The 15,036-nt window shown below is 41.5% G+C and carries 24 protein-coding genes; 21 read left to right on the forward strand and 3 right to left on the reverse strand.

Going from position 1 to position 15,036, the window contains the following annotated elements:
- Positions 1-158 precede the first annotated feature (158 nt).
- From C232_RS0112905 to C232_RS0112915, 3 genes are read right to left on the reverse strand one after another with little or no spacing between them, the layout of a single operon-like run.
- Positions 159-1,319, reverse strand: coding sequence for a site-specific integrase (locus tag C232_RS0112905; RefSeq protein ID WP_018664584.1), 1,161 nt, complete (start codon positions 1,317-1,319; stop codon positions 159-161).
- 15 nt (positions 1,320-1,334) lie between these two features.
- Positions 1,335-1,802 carry an ImmA/IrrE family metallo-endopeptidase gene (locus C232_RS0112910; RefSeq protein WP_018664585.1) on the reverse strand — a complete coding sequence of 156 codons (468 nt, stop codon included), beginning with the start codon at positions 1,800-1,802 and terminating at the stop codon, positions 1,335-1,337.
- A 13-nt stretch (positions 1,803-1,815) separates the two neighbouring features.
- Positions 1,816-2,136: a helix-turn-helix domain-containing protein gene (locus C232_RS0112915; protein ID WP_018664586.1), complete on the reverse strand. Its 321-nt coding sequence runs from the start codon at positions 2,134-2,136 to the stop codon at positions 1,816-1,818.
- A 224-nt stretch (positions 2,137-2,360) separates the two neighbouring features.
- Here C232_RS0112915 and C232_RS0112920 point away from each other — a divergent pair, with 224 nt between their 5' ends.
- The 21 genes from C232_RS0112920 (at position 2,361) to C232_RS0113030 (ending at position 15,018) form a co-directional block, all read left to right on the forward strand.
- Entirely contained in the window at positions 2,361-2,588 is a 228-nt protein-coding gene (locus tag C232_RS0112920) for an XRE family transcriptional regulator (RefSeq protein ID WP_422723665.1), read from the forward strand.
- A complete protein-coding gene (locus tag C232_RS0112925; RefSeq protein WP_018664588.1) occupies positions 2,585-2,854 on the forward strand; it encodes a hypothetical protein in 270 nt (89 codons plus the stop codon). Before C232_RS0112920 ends, C232_RS0112925 begins: the two co-directional genes overlap by 4 nt.
- A 14-nt stretch (positions 2,855-2,868) precedes the next feature.
- Positions 2,869-3,306, forward strand: coding sequence for a hypothetical protein (locus C232_RS0112930; RefSeq protein WP_018664589.1), 438 nt, complete (start codon positions 2,869-2,871; stop codon positions 3,304-3,306).
- Between the two features lie 178 nt (positions 3,307-3,484).
- Positions 3,485-4,990: an AAA family ATPase gene (locus C232_RS0112935; RefSeq protein ID WP_018664590.1), complete on the forward strand. Its 1,506-nt coding sequence runs from the start codon at positions 3,485-3,487 to the stop codon at positions 4,988-4,990.
- 76 nt (positions 4,991-5,066) lie between these two features.
- Positions 5,067-5,285 (forward strand): YqaI family protein, encoded by a 219-nt coding sequence (locus C232_RS0112940; protein ID WP_018664591.1) that lies wholly within the window; start codon positions 5,067-5,069, stop codon positions 5,283-5,285.
- A 17-nt stretch (positions 5,286-5,302) separates the two neighbouring features.
- Positions 5,303-6,241 (forward strand): RecT family recombinase, encoded by a 939-nt coding sequence (locus C232_RS18660; RefSeq protein WP_018664592.1) that lies wholly within the window; start codon positions 5,303-5,305, stop codon positions 6,239-6,241.
- Between the two features lies 1 nt (position 6,242).
- Positions 6,243-6,998: an MBL fold metallo-hydrolase gene (locus C232_RS0112950; RefSeq protein ID WP_422723666.1), complete on the forward strand. Its 756-nt coding sequence runs from the start codon at positions 6,243-6,245 to the stop codon at positions 6,996-6,998.
- Positions 6,998-7,378, forward strand: coding sequence for a hypothetical protein (locus C232_RS0112955; RefSeq protein WP_018664594.1), 381 nt, complete (start codon positions 6,998-7,000; stop codon positions 7,376-7,378). The genes C232_RS0112950 and C232_RS0112955 overlap by 1 nt, the downstream gene beginning before the upstream one ends.
- Before the next feature lie 15 nt (positions 7,379-7,393).
- On the forward strand, positions 7,394-8,173 hold the full coding sequence (locus C232_RS19495; protein ID WP_081622771.1) for a replication protein: 780 nt from the start codon (positions 7,394-7,396) through the stop codon (positions 8,171-8,173).
- Positions 8,151-9,437 (forward strand): replicative DNA helicase, encoded by a 1,287-nt coding sequence (locus tag C232_RS0112965; protein WP_018664596.1) that lies wholly within the window; start codon positions 8,151-8,153, stop codon positions 9,435-9,437. The genes C232_RS19495 and C232_RS0112965 overlap by 23 nt, the downstream gene beginning before the upstream one ends.
- Positions 9,412-10,323 carry a DNA cytosine methyltransferase gene (locus C232_RS0112970; protein WP_235801543.1) on the forward strand — a complete coding sequence of 304 codons (912 nt, stop codon included), beginning with the start codon at positions 9,412-9,414 and terminating at the stop codon, positions 10,321-10,323. Before C232_RS0112965 ends, C232_RS0112970 begins: the two co-directional genes overlap by 26 nt.
- Before the next feature lie 31 nt (positions 10,324-10,354).
- Complete coding sequence (locus C232_RS0112975; protein WP_018664598.1) at positions 10,355-10,921, forward strand: RuvC family protein; 567 nt, start codon at positions 10,355-10,357, stop codon at positions 10,919-10,921.
- Between the two features lie 188 nt (positions 10,922-11,109).
- Positions 11,110-11,595 (forward strand): hypothetical protein, encoded by a 486-nt coding sequence (locus C232_RS18665; RefSeq protein ID WP_018664600.1) that lies wholly within the window; start codon positions 11,110-11,112, stop codon positions 11,593-11,595.
- 33 nt (positions 11,596-11,628) lie between these two features.
- Complete coding sequence (locus tag C232_RS0112990) at positions 11,629-12,090, forward strand: ArpU family phage packaging/lysis transcriptional regulator (protein WP_018664601.1); 462 nt, start codon at positions 11,629-11,631, stop codon at positions 12,088-12,090.
- Entirely contained in the window at positions 12,087-12,239 is a 153-nt protein-coding gene (locus C232_RS19815; RefSeq protein ID WP_018664602.1) for a hypothetical protein, read from the forward strand. The genes C232_RS0112990 and C232_RS19815 overlap by 4 nt, the downstream gene beginning before the upstream one ends.
- Before the next feature lie 212 nt (positions 12,240-12,451).
- A complete protein-coding gene (locus tag C232_RS0113000) occupies positions 12,452-12,721 on the forward strand; it encodes a hypothetical protein (protein WP_018664603.1) in 270 nt (89 codons plus the stop codon).
- Positions 12,722-12,941: 220 nt separating this feature from the next.
- Positions 12,942-13,481 (forward strand): BA5345 family protein, encoded by a 540-nt coding sequence (locus tag C232_RS0113005; RefSeq protein ID WP_018664604.1) that lies wholly within the window; start codon positions 12,942-12,944, stop codon positions 13,479-13,481.
- Between the two features lie 56 nt (positions 13,482-13,537).
- Positions 13,538-13,696, forward strand: coding sequence for a hypothetical protein (locus tag C232_RS19820; protein ID WP_018664605.1), 159 nt, complete (start codon positions 13,538-13,540; stop codon positions 13,694-13,696).
- 101 nt (positions 13,697-13,797) lie between these two features.
- Positions 13,798-14,088 (forward strand): hypothetical protein, encoded by a 291-nt coding sequence (locus C232_RS0113020; protein WP_018664607.1) that lies wholly within the window; start codon positions 13,798-13,800, stop codon positions 14,086-14,088.
- Positions 14,088-14,474, forward strand: coding sequence for an HNH endonuclease (locus tag C232_RS0113025; RefSeq protein ID WP_018664608.1), 387 nt, complete (start codon positions 14,088-14,090; stop codon positions 14,472-14,474). The genes C232_RS0113020 and C232_RS0113025 overlap by 1 nt, the downstream gene beginning before the upstream one ends.
- Before the next feature lie 106 nt (positions 14,475-14,580).
- Positions 14,581-15,018: a P27 family phage terminase small subunit gene (locus C232_RS0113030; protein WP_018664609.1), complete on the forward strand. Its 438-nt coding sequence runs from the start codon at positions 14,581-14,583 to the stop codon at positions 15,016-15,018.
- Positions 15,019-15,036 lie beyond the last annotated feature (18 nt).

Below are 15,036 nucleotides of genomic sequence, written 5' to 3' on the forward strand. Positions count from 1 at the left end.
TTCCGTACACAAGTGCACCAATGGGAAAGAGACCAATACCTGCAAATGTATTAATAAACGAAACCCCTTGAAGTGTAAGGCTTTGAGGGGTTTTTTGTTTATCGGGCATTTTTGTATCGAACGCCCAGAAAAACAAAATGCCCGATAATTGCCCGATTTTATTTTAACAGATCGTCCATATAATTATCGAAATTGCTCGTTTGTCGTTCCTCAATTTTCTTCGAAACATGGGAGTAGACATCGGCAGTTATCTGCATTGATCCGTGCCCCAAACGTTCCTGAATGTACTTCATGTCAGCGCCAGCTTCCAGTTGCAGCACAGCATGGGTGTGCCGCAGAGAGTGGATTTTTAAATTTTGTGGAAGGTCGGCGGCTTTTAAGATCCGTTTAAATGCATTATGCAAAGTTGACTTTGGCAGGTAATCTCCGTCGTTTCGTGCAAAGACTAAATTCAGATCATGACGATAGGTGTCCCCAAGTGCCAGCTTGTTTTGGTTCTGATACTTAATATGGAATTTTAAGGTATCTTCAAGGAATTTTCCAAATGTAATGATCCGTGTTGAATTGTATGTTTTGGTGTCTCCAAACATTTCATCTGAATTTTTCGGGGCCTCTTGAAAATCAAATGACTTTGTTATGCTGATCGTTTTTTTCTTGAAATCAATATCCGACCATTGAAGCGCAGCAGCCTCGCCTTTGCGCATTCCGGTTTCAATCAGCGTCCTGAAAAACACGCCATAAATATAATTGTAATTGTAAGCGGCACTTAAAAAATCAGAGATATGAGCAGACTCGATAAACTCAGTTTCCATTTTCTTTTTCTCGCCTTTTATGGTTACACCCGCACAAGGATTCTTTTCGAGCTTTCCTGTAATAACTGCTTTTTCGCAAGCGTTGTACATTGTGCCATGAACGATTTCAACAGTCCGACGACTGTATCCTTGTTCGGCAAGATGATTAATGAACTTTTGGTACATAAGCGGTTTAAGATCTTTCAGCACAATATTTTTAAAGTAGGGGAGGATGTGATTTTTAATATTCTGCTGGTGCAGCTGAAAAGTATTTTTCCGGACTGTCCCTTTTTTGTACTCTTGCAGCCAATTTTCCAGATAACTTTTCAAAGAAATATCTGTTTGTTCATATCCTTCAAGCAGCTTTCGTTCCATTTCAGCCGCGGCCAATTTTGCTTCTGGTTTACTTTTAAAACCCTTTTTCGCTCTTTCCCTAATCTTTTTTGTGATTGGGTCATGATAATAAATGCGATATTCCCAGAAATCCTTATTGGACCCTTTCTTCTTGTATTTATGAAACGTTGCCACAGGGTATCATCTCCTCTAACAATTCAAAGATTTAACAACTACCAGCGGATCAAAAATAATTGTATGCTTTCCAACTCTTGTAAATAAACCAAACTTTTCTCGATAATGTTGGATAGCATCAATTAAAAATTGTTCCGTTACATTTAAAAAGTCCGCGATTTCAAAACGACTAGTTGCTCCAAAATCGTAAGCCTGGACAATTTTTTCCAAGGAAATTAGTTTCTCATACGCCCAATTTCGCGCCTGTTTTTCTTGTTTTCGATTGGTCACCGTATTTTGATCTAAAATATCTCCGTAGGAAGTGTAGTAGTGACCCATCTCTTCAGCGAGCACACAACTCTTTTCCACTAAAGTAAGTCCTCGATTTATCCAAATTGTTTTGTCACCATATAAACCCTTTATGTTTTCGGATTTCATTTTTTTCTCTTCAACTTCAACTCCTTCTCGTTCAGCTTCTTCCAAAAATATTTCATATGTACTCACAAGGCAACACCTCCTAACGCTTTCTTCTTGACCGGATAAAGGCTTTAAACTGTTCAATTTCTTCCAGTTCTTCTTCTGTCCAGTCTTCTCCGTCGTGGTGTGCTGCTATCGTGACTATATCATCTCCGTTGGCGATTTGTTCTAATTGATCTGTTGTGATTCCCAATCCCTTGCAGATTTTCAATACGTTATCGACCGTAGCATTACCAATCCCTCTTTTCAAAATCGATTTCAGCGTTGTATAAGGAATACCGATGTGTTCAGCAAATGCTTTAGCACTTGGAAACTTCTCATCAATTAATTTCTCAACAACTTCCGTTCTGGCGTCTTTCACTTATAATTCCTCCTTTTTGTATACGATTTTTCGTATACCATAATTCAATTATATATTTTTTCATTCCCATGTAAACATGTAGAGATACGAATTTGAGAATTTATTTCTTTTTTTGTGTTGACTAAGTACGAAATTGAGTATATTATAAAGATGTGATACGAAATTGAGTATTAAAACAAAATTGGAAGGAGGCCTATGTTTTGTTAAGAAATTTAAAGGCTGAAATGGCCCGAAAAGGCATTTCTGGAAAAGACATAGCAAATGTCTTGGGATATGATCGCGTTGCTACCGTATACGATAAAATAAACGGACATTCCGGTTTTAAATTTGATGAGGCAGCGCGAATTAAACGTCAATTTTTTCCGGAGTATGATATTGAGTATTTGTTTAGTTCAGAGGAAGAAAAAACTAAACTTCAGGATCCATTATCTGTAGGCGGTGGTCCATCGTGATCAATCTCGAAGTTGACGAGAGAGAGGTTGAAAAGCTCTTCTTAGAAAAAGTAGAAACCCATTTGAAGCGAATCGAACGTCAACAGACATTCTGGGATTTAAAAGAATTATGTCGGCAGACAAGTATGAGTATTAACTTTATCAAGGAAACATTCTTTTACGATCCGCGGTTCCCTAAATATCGAGTCGGTAAAAAATGGCTGTTTCCGGCAAGGGAAGCAGAAGAATTTTTACTTAAATGGCTACATGAACAGCCGAAAAATTGAAAGGGGTGATCCAAATGATGATAAAAGCTGGCGCCTGGACGAGGCTAACGAAGGGCCAAAAAATGATTTTGTTAATGACATATGCCAAGGCGGATAAAATTCCAGATAAAGAGGGGCAGACCATGATCGACATCAATTTATTACACAAACTCTTTATGGATGGCGAAAAGATTTCTGTAATTTCCAATAGATTCAAGGTGAGCGAAGGACACATCAGACGGATAATTTGCAAAGAACGGAAATTTAATCCTGAAATATGGCCAACTCAGGAGAGGACGGGCGTGAACAAACACGCGAAACGGATCCATTTTTACACAACGCGTTTGGCAAAAATGTTTAAGGTCCACCCAGCCCGCCGGGATGCAGCATGGGCAAGACGCATGAACCGCCTGTGGGCTTACAAGCAGCGTATGGATAGCCAATTGCCGGATCCGCAGGACCTTTTGAAATAGCCGATTACCGGCTTTCCTTTTTAGACGCTCGGCGAAAAAAGACGAACGATTTTAGTTCTAAAAATGATGGAGACGAAATGGTACAAAGACGGGACTAAATATGACCTAAGTCGGGGCATTTCCGGACATGCTTTCAGGTTATCATGAAATTGATAGATAAGAAGGAGTTGGCTGAACTGTGAAAATCAATTTCAATACTTTAGCGCTACAAAATTTCAAAAGCCACCAGAACCTGACTGTTAACTTTGGCGAGGAAACGCAGGTTACTGGTGACAATGCAAAAGGTAAGAGCTCAATTTTTGAAGCTATTACATGGCTATTGTACGGTACAGACACGCTCGGAAGCAAGCTGGATCCGACAGCAATCACGTATGAAGCTGAAAAAACACTGGTTACGCTGCTGTTGGAAATTGACGGCAAGCAGCTATTACTTGGCCGCGAGCTCAAAAAAGGCAAAATAAAATACTTAATTAACGATGTTCCGAGCAAAGCAGGAGAATTTAACGAGATTCTCGACAAATTGTTTGATAAGGATCTGTTTTTGTCCTTGTTCAATCCGGCTTACTTTTTTACCTTGCATTGGGAAAAGCAGCGGGCAATGCTCCTGCAATATGTAACGCCTCCTGCAAACAAAGAGGTGTTGGCAAAACTGCCGGAACAGCAAGGTAAAACACTTGGTGATCTTCTCAAAAAGCACTCGCTGGGAGACATTGAGAAGATCCACCGGTCAAATAAATCGGACAAAGACAAAAAGTACATCGCCGCCCAGAGTCGGACAAAAACGCTTAAAGAACAGCTGGAGACAAGTGCGCCGGAAGTACCATTGGAATCTTTAAACGCCGAGCATGCACAGCTCGTTAAGCAGCGTAATGAGATCGAGAAGGTGACGGACTCAGCCAGCACGGTAAACGGCCGGATCAATATCTTGCAGAACAAGATTAAAAGTCTTATGGACGAGCGTGACCGCATTAAGGATGATTTTAAAGCGCTAAAAGACGCACCTATCCAAGACACCTGCCCGACATGCAAGCAGCCCCTGCAGAATGAAGCTGTCAAAGCAGTAAAGGCAAATAAGCAGGAGCAGATTGACCGCGCAAAGGATCAATTTAACAGCGTTGTTGCACAGCGCAAGAAACTGGAAGCAGAACTTAAAGACCTTGAATATGTGGATGTGTCTGAGCAATTGGAGAAGGCCCGGGAACTCCAAGGGAAAATAAATCAGCTTGAAATTGAGATCAATAAGCACCGTATTTACAAACAATTGCAAGAACAAGTTGAGCAGGCACGGGCTGCCGAAAAAGAAGTGCTGCAATCGTTGAATGAGTCAATCTTCATCGTCGACAGTGTGAAAGCCTTCCGCGCCAAAGAAGCGGAACTGCAGGCCGAAAAGGTACAAGCCCTGTTTGGCAAGCTATCTATCAAACTGTTCGAAGAGCAAAAAAATGGTGATTTGAAAATCACGTTCGAAATTGAAATGGATGGCAAACCATACCGCAAACTTTCGTTATCCGAAGGCATCCGAGCGGGTCTGGAACTGCGCAATGTGATCTCGGAGCAAAGTGGGGTTGTGTGCCCAGTTTTTATCGACAACAGCGAATCAATCACATTTTTTGACAAACCGAATGGGCAGTTAATTGTTAGCCGGGTCGTGGCCGGGAAGGAATTGAAGGTGGACGTGAAATGAAACATGGTCGCCGTCCAAGTAAAAAGCGGTCAATGGCACAAAACATATTATCACAGACTTTGAGGAGGAGATCTGAATGTGTATAGAACATCCGGACATTACTCAGACGCTTAAAACTGGGTATCCGAATTTAATCGAGCAACCAGAGCACTTCGGAACTGATTTTCGCGGAAACGAAATACTTGTTGGAGATTCCGTTGTTCTTGACCCAGAAACCGGCGAAATATGTTTGGAAGAGGATTTGGAAGATTACTTGATTGAAGTTAAAGGTTTTGTGTTTAAAACAGCAGATTGATAGGAGGAAAAAAAATAATGGCAAACAATCAATTAGCAATTTACAGCGGAATGGCATTTGGAGAGTTGACCCAGCAAGATGTAGCCACCATCCGAGAAACAATCGGAAAGGATTGCAATGAATCACAGTTTAAGTTGTTTATGTCCATTGCAAAAAATGCAGGTGCAAATCCAATCCTGAATGAAATATATCCAGCGGTACGTAGCGGCCAACTGACGGTCCAATTTGGCATTGATTTCTATGTTAGGAAAGCAAAAGAAACGGAAGGGTACCAAGGCTATGATGTGCAACTCGTGCATGAAAACGATGAATTCAAAATGCATCAGGAGAAGGATGAAGATGGCCGGTATTACATTGTGATAGACGAACATTCCTGGGGGTTTCCTCGAGGTAAGGTAATCGGCGGATATGCAATTGCATACAAAGAAGGTTTCAAGCCGTTCACAGTCGTGATGGAAGTGGACGAAGTCGAGCATTTCAAACGTTCAAATATTGGCATGCAAAAAACAATGTGGACCAATTATTTTAACGACATGTTCAAAAAACACATGGTACGCCGGGCTTTGAAAGCAGCATTCAACCTTAACTTTGACGATGAAGAAGTTGCGGTTGATGGACCAGGATCAGATGGTATCCCGGAATATAATCCGGCCCGAAAAGATGTTACACCGCAGCCAGAAGTGATTGATGCGCCGCGAAATTCAAGTCCTGAGCAACCGCAAAAGAGTGAGGAAGAACTGAAAATTGAGGAAGCAAAAGCTCAAATGCAATCAAAGTTTATAAAGCTCGGAATCAAAGGCGCCAAAGCCAAGCAAGAATATATTGCACAGCATGCTCCGGAAATTGGCAAACACCCGACATATCAGCAACTGGTAGGGCTCCTGGACATCATGGACATGCATCTGGACATGCAGGCAGACAGGTTTGACGGCCAGGACGAAGACGTTTTGGAATGAGGTGACTACTTTGAAAGTTGACATCCTAGCAAGCGGATCGAGCGGCAACTGTATAGCCGTTCGGTCCGAAAACACTACTGTACTGGTAGATGCTGGCATAGCTCGGACTAAAATTGATAAACGTCTTCTGGACGTGGGCATTAAGCCGACAAGCATTGCGGCCATATTCGTAACCCATGGCCACGCCGACCACATAAAGGGGCTGCCGATTGCAAACAAATATAAGATCCCGGTCTATGCCGGTGAAGACGAGTGGAAGAGCATTAAAAATGTTGACCCGGAACTGCAGGCAATCAAGCGGACAGAGAAGATATTGGAACTGAATGATTTGTTCATTGACGCTTTTGCAACACACCATGACGCTTATGATCCACATGGATACACCATTCGAGATAGAGCTGGCAACAAAGTTTCCGTTTGCCTGGATACGGGCCATGTTGACGATGTAATGATCCGGATGATGTCCGATTCCACTGTTTATGTGATCGAATCTAACCATGAACCGAAAATGGTGGAAGCATCGCAGTACCCAAACAGTGTAAAATCCCGGGTACTTTCTGATGTCGGTCATTTATCCAATTCTCAGACCGCAGGAGCGCTTTCTAGGCTTATAAAAGGTATGGGTGAACAAATATACCTTACTCATTTATCAGCCTCAAATAACCTGCCTGCGCTCGCTGAAATGACTGTTGTGAGAGCATTGTTAAAGCGAGGATTTAAAAAGAATATAGATTACAAAATTGAGGTGATCTCCTGATGGATATTCAGAAATTAGAAATAGTACCGCGAGAAATAAAAGCTGCACTTGATGGTGTTTTTAAAAATGCAAAAGATGCTGGATGGGGCGTAAAAGGAACGTACACCATGCTGCTCGACATAAAAACATGGGGTAGGGGATCGCGGCAGGATTTAGGTGTTTTAAGACAATGGGCTGCAGATAACCCGCAAAAATACGTTCGAGCATTGGCAAACGGATATACATGTGAAGAAGAGGAACGTATTGTTTTAGAAGTGTTCGAAATGCTCAATATCTGGCTTAATAATCCGTATGAGGAAGACGATGAACCAGAGGATATCCGCCTATTTGCAAGAAAACTTACAAACTATTTCACTGAAAAGCTTTCTAAATCATCTTGATCGGACTGATTTTTTATGGCAAATCCACAAATAGATAATGGGAATTTCACACGGATTGCCAATGAAATATTGGAGCATGTCATGAAGCTGAATTTAAACGGAACTCAATTTCGATTGCTGCTGGCAATTTGGAGATTTACATATGGATTTAAACGCACCAAGCACGAATTGTCAGTAAGATACTTGGCGAATGCAATTAGTGCAGGTAGAAATCAAGTGGATCGTGAACTTTCGAGTTTGATTGAGCGAATGATTATTGTTTCTTATGGAAACGGAGCTAGGGGGTCAAGAATATTGGGATTTAATAAAAACTGGGAAGAATGGGGTCTGCCGGCCCCTTCTCCTTCTTTACCACAAAAGCCGGCGAAAAAGCCAAGGAAGGCAAAGGTTGTAAAGAACTATCCGGAAGACAGTACCTATTACAAAATGGCGGTTTATTTCCACGATAAGGTTACGGCTGTCGCAAAAGATGCCGGCGTGGAGCATTTAATCAAAAAAGCCAACCTGCAGAAATACGCGGATGAATTTAGGAAGTTGATCGAACTGGACGGCGTGGACAAGCACCTGGCAAAAGACGTAATGGACTGGGTCACCCAGGATCCGTTCTGGCGCACAAATATCTTATCCGCCGCCAAGCTCCGCCAAAAATTCGGGGAGCTGGCCATAAAGATGCAAGCGCAAAAGCAGCCTAAACAGCAAAAGAGGATTCCGCAAGATCCCCGGGATAAGGAAATAGCATTCCAGCGGTGGATACAGGCAGGCGGTGATCCAAATGAATTCAACTGGTCTGATTGAACAGGATTTGATGGCCGAGCAAAGCGTGCTTGGCGCCATCTTTTTAGAACCTGAAGCAATTGACGAGATTTCTTTTTTGGAGGATCGAGATTTTTTAAGCCTGCAGCACCAGCAAATTTTCCGAGTAATGAAATGGCTAAACAAGCGAAACAAGCCGGTAGACCTGGTAACGGTCGCCAATATGTACGTGCAGCACAACAAACTGGAAGAAGTGAGCATTTCCTATTTAACACAGCTCGCAGAGTCCTGCCCGTCCGCGGCAAGTATTGTATCTTACGCAAAAATTGTTCGGTCAAAGGCATTGCGCCGGCGCGGGGCGGTTATAGGCCAGCAGATCACGGAGCTTTCCCGGGAAGATTTTGAAACAGATGAAGAATATTTCTCGGCAGTTGAAAGCCTGGTTGCAGAGCTACGACCACAGGATGATTCGCAGATGCGGAGCTTCGCGGAAACACGCCAGGAATATTTCAAACATCTCTTAACCAAAGCAGAATTTGTACCGACCGGCTTTAAACAATTTGACGAATGGGCCCACGGGCTTTGGGAAGGTTGGCTTTTCATCTCTGCTGGCCGGCCATCAGTCGGGAAAACGGCAATGTTATTGCAGCGCTGTATTGGCGTAGCGCAGTCGGGTCCGGTACTGATTTGGAGCCAAGAAATGGACGAGAACCAGCTTAAGGACAGGATAATATCTAATGTAGCTGGAATTCCGTACAATCGGATAAAAAACAAGGACCTGACCGTCCAGGAATACGCCCGTCTGGAGGATGCTTATCATCGACTGGAGGATTTGCCGATCCATATCAAGGACGCGGCAGGTATCACGATAAATGAAGTAAGATCCACCGCCAAACGCATCAGAAAGAAGTATGGAAAACTTGCAATGATCGCCGTAGATTACCTTCAAATAATGAAAATACCGCAGAAAAAGGGTGAGACGCGTGCACAGGCTATTGGTAACGTGACCCGGGAAGCGAAGGCAATTGCACGTGAAAACAAATGCTGTTTTATGATGCTTTCTCAAATGACGCGGGAGAGTGAGAATTTCAGAAAGCCACAGTTATCCCATTTGAAAGAATCGGGATCAATTGAACAAGACGCTGATGTTGTTGAATTTTTATGGCATGACCCAAACGACACGCACCCGCAGGGCAAGGTTGTTCAGCAGTTTATTGCTAAGGGCCGAGATGTTGGCATAAATGAATTCAGATTACTTTTCCGCGGGTGGAAACAGCAGTTTGCTGAACTGGAAAAAGATGAGTGAGCCAACCGTCAAAGTAGGGGTGAGAAGCTTGATCACGGCGAAAAGCTATTTCAGCGGTGCTGGCGGGATGGATTTGGGAATCATGGAAGCCGGCATCGAGATTCTGGAATCTTTTGAGATTGACAAAATAGCATGCGAAACGCTACGCATGAATTTCTCACATAAAATAAACCAGACAGACATTACAAAAATAACCGTTCTCGACCAGCAGGATGCTGATGTGTATATTGGAACGTTTCCTTGTACACGGTACAGCAAGATAGCAGATATTCATGGGACACGTACCGGAGATGATTTGTTTCTGCATTTCTTTCGTCATGTGGCACTGGCACAGCCGGAGGCTTACATCGTTGAAAATGTACCGGGCATGAAGAAATTCCAAGTCGTAATGGAATGCCTAACCAAACTGCCAAACTATTATGTACGGGTTGAATGCCCGGTAAATACAAATATGTGGCTGCCGCAAGAGCGGAAAAGACTGATCGTAATTGGAACAAAGCGTCCATTTCAATCTTTGCGGTATCCGGAAGGAAAGCCGGTTAGAATGCGAGATATTATTGAGATTGGCGCAGAAGTCTATACACCTGATTATGTCTGGAAAAGAATGAATGGTGCATATCGGGACAGGCCCATCATAACAGATTTGAACGGACGAGCGCCGACATGCGTGGCTCATTACGCAAAAGATCGGTCTACCCGGCTCATTGATGATGGAGTGCGCATTCGCCCATACACGGTTAGGGAATATGCGCGGCTGCAGGGATTTCCGGATTGGTTTGAGTTTGCCGGTAACGACAATGATGCTTACCGACAGATCGGAAATGCTGTCGCCGTCCCAATGGGTAGATGGATAGGCCAGGAGATTAAACGGTATTTTGCTGCATAGTACGAGCAAACTTTAAGAGAGGAGAAACAACATGCGGTTTGTCGGTATAGACCCAAGTACAAAGACGGGGTTTGTAGCCCTGGACCTGGACGGAAAGGTAATGAAAGCAAAGGAATTGACTGGAATCGGCAAAGAGGACCCGAAACGCATGGCAACCATGATAGACAACATAATGAGCCACATGCATCCAGGAGACAGCATTGTAATCGAAGGTTTTGGTTTTAACTCGCAACAGGCAATTCAACTTGGCGGGATCGGATGGGGCATACGAATGGCTTTACTAAGGAGAGGAATGGATTACACCGAGGTTGCCCCAAATGCTGTGAAAAAGTTTGTAAATGTAACTGGCTGGATTGGCGATCCTGGTAAAAAACGCAGATTAAAAGGCAAAGAGAAAAAGCAGGTGGTTATGGAAGCTGTTCAGCTGCACTTTGGATTTTCTCACAAAAGTGACAACGTGGTTGATGCCTACATTATGGCGCAGATAGCCCGGCATATTTATACGGCTCGTAGTATGAGCGATAGATATTTGCCGGCTTATCAAGCGGAAGTGTTGGAATCCATCTTGCATCCAAAAAAGAAGGTGAAACTGAAATGATCTCGCCTGTTGAAACTCGCATTCTTTCAAAAGAGGAATTGGAAAAGGTTAGAACAGGGGCAAAGTGTGATTTAGTTAACCGTCCTAAAAGTAAGGACTGGAAATGGAGATCCAAAAATGGTGGCACTTTAAGATGGGGAAACCGTTAAGATAGCATTTTATTATTAGCGAAAAAGGAGACTATTAAAATGTCAAAAATCGAACTGAACGTATTATTTAAAAAGATCCAAAAGGACGACAAGAAAGAAGTGCTAGAATTTCACATACAAGGTGACACGCTTCCATCTTCTCAGGAACTTGTGCAGATGGCCGGCAACATTGTGGTCCTGGAAGTACTTGAAAGCAAAGCCGGAACCTTTCCAGCGGAGTTTAAGTCCATCCAAAGAGATTCGAAGAAAACGGCGTTAAAATTCAATGTTACCGGAGACAGTGATGACAAGATGATTGATCTTTATCCGCTTGCCGGGTTTAACTCAAAGCTGACGCCAGAGCCATCGCAGATGAGCATAGATGAATTTTATGACGGCGAAGATCATGAAAGCATTGAATACAATGTAAACAGCGATGGAACAGTCGAGATTAGCGACCAGCAAATGAGCATTGATGATTTGCCGGAAGAGGAAACGGCCACAACTGCAGTAGAAATTGATGACGATGACAAGCTGTTTGATTAATAGGTTATGATTAATTTCAGGGGTGGGGTTCAGATGGCATTCGAGCTGCCAGAACTAGACAGAAAAGCTACACAGAGGGCGGTCGAATCCGCCCTTGAAGAATACAGATTGTACAAGTATTTGACGTTTGAAGAAAGAGAAGCATCCATCACGAGCGCACCGGAGCCAAGATTTCATGGTAATACCAATGCAGTGAGTGACCAGACAGGATCCATTGCTACATACAACGTGGATGAACAGCGACGCCGGAAAGCATATTGTGAGCGCGTAGAAAGGGCCGTGAAGCACTTGCCGAATATGGAACGCTTCTTGATTGAAGAAAGGTATATGTCAATGGAGAGTGAATATATCACGGATATACAGGTGTTTTCTTTTAAATTTCAGCCTCCAATAAGTGCTGTTACATATTCAAAGATTCGGTGGAAGGCATTTTACAGGCTGGCTTTAAATCTTAATATTGCTGTTACAAAAAACAATGAAGGGAATAGTGATTGAATATAGTGGAAATTAAATTTCGTTATGTCGTTGAAGACGAAGATGGGAAACCGATTCTTATAGAAGACCCTTATGATGTTTATTTAACTTTGGATGGCGAGCTGTATAGCGTTGATCATGACAAAATTGAAGCTGAGCTATTGGTTTAACTTTACAATAAGAATTATTTATGAATTATATAATAAAGGTTTAAGAAAAGCTTATGTTATTAGGCAAAATACCTGTTAAATTTATATCATAAAGAATTAAGCAAAGGGGCCAGCAATGGTTCCCTTTTTTGTTAATTAATTTTAAACGCACGTTTGTTCTTATCTGTGTTATCATTAGATCAACAAAAATGAAATAATTAGCAGGTGATCTAATGGAAAGAGTTGAGACTCTATTTGATGAGTTAAAGAAACTTCTAAATGAATTAAACGGCAGAAAGTTACCAAACTCCATGAAATTAACCATTACTTATGTGACGGGAGAGCAGGATATTTTTAATGCGTCAATTGCAACCTGGTCGAGTATAATGCTTGCTGCAAAAGAGAGAAAAAAATACTTTTACATTAACAATAATCTCATTAACATGGAACACGTTATAAAATATCGGTTTGAAGACATCGAAAATAGTGTGTCCACTACGTAGGTGACAGTGAAAGTGTCCTCTATATAGGGGACAGTGGTGTCCACTACGTAGGTGACAGAACTGTCCACTACGTAGTGGACAAAGAAAGAAAAAAGAAAATATATAAAGAAATACTCCGAAATGCATTTCGGAGGAAGAGACTTTTATTCAAAAGTGATTTTGTAGAAGGACAACCTCTTTTCTTGTCGAAACTTATTGAAAGAGGAAGGAGAATGAAGAAATGAATTTTGACTCAAAATATTTGGTAAGATGGGGAATACCGGGATGGACGTTATTATTTATTCTATTAGGTTACTCATCACTAATTGACTTTGATTCTGTTAAACAAATATTTTTTAGCAAGAGTGCTCCTGTTGTTGTTGGTTCAATTACTTTATTTATTGGAGCGGGAGTAATACTAGGAAATATTATTCATCAGATAAGTATGACTTTCGGGTTTATCATTTGGACGAAAAGAAAAAAATATTTTAAAAGCGAATACGAAATAGATACGAAAATAATTAAAGGGACTTATGGGAAGGACATTCAAAGGATTTATAGTTATAGATTAGGAAACGTTCATGCTTTACGAGCTCTCTTTTTTAGTTTTTTAATCTCAATCATACTACTTGTTGTTTTTTCATTTACTCTATATTTTTCTTACTCGGTAGGACTTTTACTAGCTGTAGTTATTTTTCTCAATATAATTGTTTTAAATAATTTGATTTACTTTCAAAGGAATTTAGATTTCTTTATTAAAAAAGTAAAAAATGATTTCTGAGAACATGCATCCGATTATCGGGTGCTTTTTATTTTGCAAAGGGGATGATGATATAAATGAAACTGCGTGATCATTTTTCAAACGATCAAAGAAGGAAGTTGATTGCAATTGCCAGAGAAAACAAACCTCCATCAACTCAAAAGGATTGGGAGGAACTGATGGGCATGAACCGAGATATTTACAAACGCCACAAAGGCGCGGTAAGGAGGAAATGAGTTGATCACAAAACGGATTGATTATGTCGGGGCGCAGAAGATTACCAGGATTAAATTACTAGGTATATTGCTTTTTAAAAAAACTGAAAGGAGATAAACCTATGATTGTAAAAACACGCAATACCGCACAAGGCACTGAATACTGGGACAATGTAGAAAAACGGGTACGCTTTGTACCTGCAGGTAAAGATCCGGACTTTGAAGTGACGACAGAATATAAGAGTATGTTGCCTGGCAAAGAAGAACCAATCAATCAAGATGACATAATGAATTTTAGTGATATGACTCTAAAAGAATTAAAACAGTTTGCTGTAGAAAACAAAATTGAGATTCCAGCTGAGATCACAAAGAAGGATGATATTATTGCTTTTCTTACAGAAGATGATAATTAATGAGGTACTGCAATTTTAATGGATGCCATAACAAAATAACATCCGGCTATTATTGTGATGAGCATAAACGATCTGCTAAATCAGCCAGGGCAAAGCAAAAGAAACGCAGTATTTACCATCATGAGAATAAACCATTTTACAATTCGGACGAGTGGAAATACATGAGGTCAATCATTTATCAAAGAGAGCACGGGTACTGTCAGAGGTGTGGCAGGTTTGTCTTTGGCAGGCAGGCACATGTGCACCATATTATTGAAATCAAGAAGGATCCGACATTAAAGCTTGAACCAAACAATCTGATGCTGCTTTGTCCAAAGTGTCACGCCGAAGAAGAAAACAAAGACAAAAATAAAAAGCAAAATGTTTTCCCGAGTTATTTTCAATAGCCCCCCCTATCCAAAATGAAAAATTTGTGTTTTGGGGAGATAGGCAGCAGGGGAGTCATCTATTTCGTTAGACAAAAATTTCAAAAAAGAAAAGGGGGTGTGAAAGGTGGCCACCAAAAAGGACCGGCAAAAGCTTGTATCCGAAAAAACTGAAGCTGAAAAAAATCGGATCCTGAAAATCATGAGGGATGCTGACCTTTACACCCTCACTTTGGATCCACTCATTGAGTCTTACTTGGATATTTATGAAATCTACATGACAATGTATATCCAGTGGAAAGAAAAAGGATTTCCGGCAACACAGCGGCACACAAATAAAGCTGGAGCAACAAATAACAGCAAGCATCCATTGGCGCAGCAAGTAGAAACTTGGGCGGACAAGAAAACGAAAGCGTTGGATTTGCTTGGCTTAACAAACAAATCGAAAGCTGGAAAGATAGTCACTGGCGGGTCATCTGTCCGAAAAGACGAAGAGATGAAAAAACCGGAAGCAAAAGTAAGCGAATTGGAAGCACACCGGCAGAAATGGAGAAATAAAGCCTAATGTTTGGAGGTGGCGGTT

The sequence above is a fragment of the Heyndrickxia acidiproducens DSM 23148 genome (assembly GCF_000374345.1).
Taxonomy (GTDB): domain Bacteria; phylum Bacillota; class Bacilli; order Bacillales; family Bacillaceae_C; genus Weizmannia; species Weizmannia acidiproducens.

Coding starts and splice junctions, on each gene's coding strand:
- C232_RS0112930 (WP_018664589.1), top strand. CDS start 2,869: ATGATGATAAAAGCTGGCGCCTGGACGAGGCTAACGAAGGGCCAAAAA.
- C232_RS0112975 (WP_018664598.1), top strand. CDS start 10,355: ATGCGGTTTGTCGGTATAGACCCAAGTACAAAGACGGGGTTTGTAGCC.
- C232_RS0112940 (WP_018664591.1), top strand. CDS start 5,067: ATGTGTATAGAACATCCGGACATTACTCAGACGCTTAAAACTGGGTAT.
- C232_RS0112920 (WP_422723665.1), top strand. CDS start 2,361: ATGGCCCGAAAAGGCATTTCTGGAAAAGACATAGCAAATGTCTTGGGA.
- C232_RS0113020 (WP_018664607.1), top strand. CDS start 13,798: ATGATTGTAAAAACACGCAATACCGCACAAGGCACTGAATACTGGGAC.
- C232_RS19820 (WP_018664605.1), top strand. CDS start 13,538: ATGAAACTGCGTGATCATTTTTCAAACGATCAAAGAAGGAAGTTGATT.
- C232_RS18660 (WP_018664592.1), top strand. CDS start 5,303: ATGGCAAACAATCAATTAGCAATTTACAGCGGAATGGCATTTGGAGAG.
- C232_RS0112965 (WP_018664596.1), top strand. CDS start 8,151: ATGAATTCAACTGGTCTGATTGAACAGGATTTGATGGCCGAGCAAAGC.
- C232_RS18665 (WP_018664600.1), top strand. CDS start 11,110: ATGTCAAAAATCGAACTGAACGTATTATTTAAAAAGATCCAAAAGGAC.
- C232_RS0112955 (WP_018664594.1), top strand. CDS start 6,998: ATGGATATTCAGAAATTAGAAATAGTACCGCGAGAAATAAAAGCTGCA.
- C232_RS0113025 (WP_018664608.1), top strand. CDS start 14,088: ATGAGGTACTGCAATTTTAATGGATGCCATAACAAAATAACATCCGGC.
- C232_RS0112990 (WP_018664601.1), top strand. CDS start 11,629: ATGGCATTCGAGCTGCCAGAACTAGACAGAAAAGCTACACAGAGGGCG.
- C232_RS0113000 (WP_018664603.1), top strand. CDS start 12,452: ATGGAAAGAGTTGAGACTCTATTTGATGAGTTAAAGAAACTTCTAAAT.
- C232_RS0113005 (WP_018664604.1), top strand. CDS start 12,942: ATGAATTTTGACTCAAAATATTTGGTAAGATGGGGAATACCGGGATGG.
- C232_RS19495 (WP_081622771.1), top strand. CDS start 7,394: ATGGCAAATCCACAAATAGATAATGGGAATTTCACACGGATTGCCAAT.